The organism is Desulfovibrio sp. 1214_IL3152, from assembly GCF_036763055.1.
In the GTDB taxonomy this organism is placed as follows: domain Bacteria; phylum Desulfobacterota; class Desulfovibrionia; order Desulfovibrionales; family Desulfovibrionaceae; genus Desulfovibrio.
The window spans coordinates 1-1669 of the sequence record NZ_JBAIYW010000565.1; the positions used below are offsets into that span (position 1 = coordinate 1).

Consider the following 1669-nt stretch of genomic DNA (forward strand, 5'->3'; position numbering starts at 1 on the left):
GTATCCTGCCGCATGGCAGGCTTTTGCGCGGGCGTACTCATAAAGGGTTTGCTGCCGAACGAGCGTCCGCCACCCATGCGGGCGGCTTCGGCGCAGTCGGGCATGGCAAGCATGATGGAACAGCAGAGAAAAAACGCAGCGGTCAGAAAGGCACTCAATTTCATGAACAGCTCCCGGGAGGGGGTTGTTGGTTGCAGGGTGCGCTGGTCGCACGGTCTGATCAGCCTTTCTGACTATAAACATTGTGACAAAAAAGGCAAGAGCATGAAATCCACTTTGCATAAAATAAGAAGTGTAGAAAAGATATGCGTGTATTGCGGTGGTGCAATGTGTTAAAATGATAATATTTATTAACGTAATATCGTTGTTGTTTTTGGTAAAAAAAGTAAAAATAATTATGATTGAAATGTATAGTATATTTGAAAAGAGTCTTAATTTGTTTAGATGCTGGAAGTGTGAAGATAAAAATGGTTTCTGATGGTTTTAAGTTGATGTTGTACATTTGTTTTTGTGCATATTCATTTTTCAAATGGTACACTGTTTATAGTGAGATGCGTTGTTATCCACTGTCTTTTTTATCCGCCATAACTGCTGTGATCCGCTTGATGTCTGTGTTTTTCATGCCGTTGGCATACAGCATGTTTGTTCTGTGCAGCAGATTTGTAGGAAATATTGCCGGTCACAAGCGCAAGTCTTGCGCAGGAATCTGCGGCAGCGTTGGGGAGACGCATCGGTTGGCCGGTTTGCGTTCAAGATGCGCTTTGCGCCTGGCAAAAAAGTCGGCAGGCCGCGTAAGCGGCCTGCATCAAAAGTCTCTTGGGCAGGTCCTCAGGCAAGCCTGAGCGGCAGCGGCAAGAGAGACCGACGTTGTGCCGGATCAGCGCTTGCGCGCGTCGGCAGCACCGTCCACATAAAGCCAGAACACCGCCCCAAGGTTGAGGGGTTTGGGTTGGCCGTCAGGGCCTTTGAGAGGGTCACCGGGGGTGGTGGCCATGCAGTACCACCAGCCGGGCTGGTTGAGCACAAAGGAGAACTGGCCCGCCTTGTCGGTGCGCGCCGCCATTTCTTCATGCCACGGTGTGGGAACGGTGCGCTTTTCCGTGTTGATTCTGGACATGCGCACGGGGGCGTTTGCCAAAGGTTTGCCGTGCAGCAGAACCACGCCGGAAAAAAGGGCAGGGGCGGTGAGGCCAAAAGGACGGACAAGGGGCTGGATTTCAAAGGTCTGGCCCACGGGCTGGTCCCATCCCCGCTCCACGCCATAGACGGGCAAAACGGCTTTGACGTAATGCTGCAAAAACTGCCCGTGCGCCGCATCCCACCAGGGGCGGCCTTCAATAATGAACTGATACAGGCCAGGGTGTGCAAGGGCCACGTTGGCCCCCCACGCCTTCTGGTCCAGATAGCCTATTTCTTCCACATCACCGAGAAGGTCGCGCCGTTCGGGCTGGATAAGGCCATCCTTGACGGGGCTGGCATTGTCGTAACGCAATACGGCGAAAAGTTGGGGCATATCCATGACAAGACCCTGATTCTGAAAGGGGCGCATCATGGTGATAAGCACGTCCACCTGTTCATTGATGGAGGGAAGCTCGGGAGCAGGGGGCGGCGCGGGCGCTTCTTCCACAGGCTGCGCAGCGGTTTGCCCGGCGTTTGCCGCCGTGGTCTG

The 1669-nt window shown here is 53.4% G+C and carries 1 protein-coding gene; it reads right to left on the bottom strand.

The window, feature by feature from the left end; translation table 11 throughout:
• Nucleotides 1-877: 877 nt before the first annotated feature.
• The coding region (locus V6C07_RS11860; RefSeq protein ID WP_333536689.1) for a DUF4198 domain-containing protein at nt 878-1669 on the bottom strand (792 nt) is incomplete at its 5' end.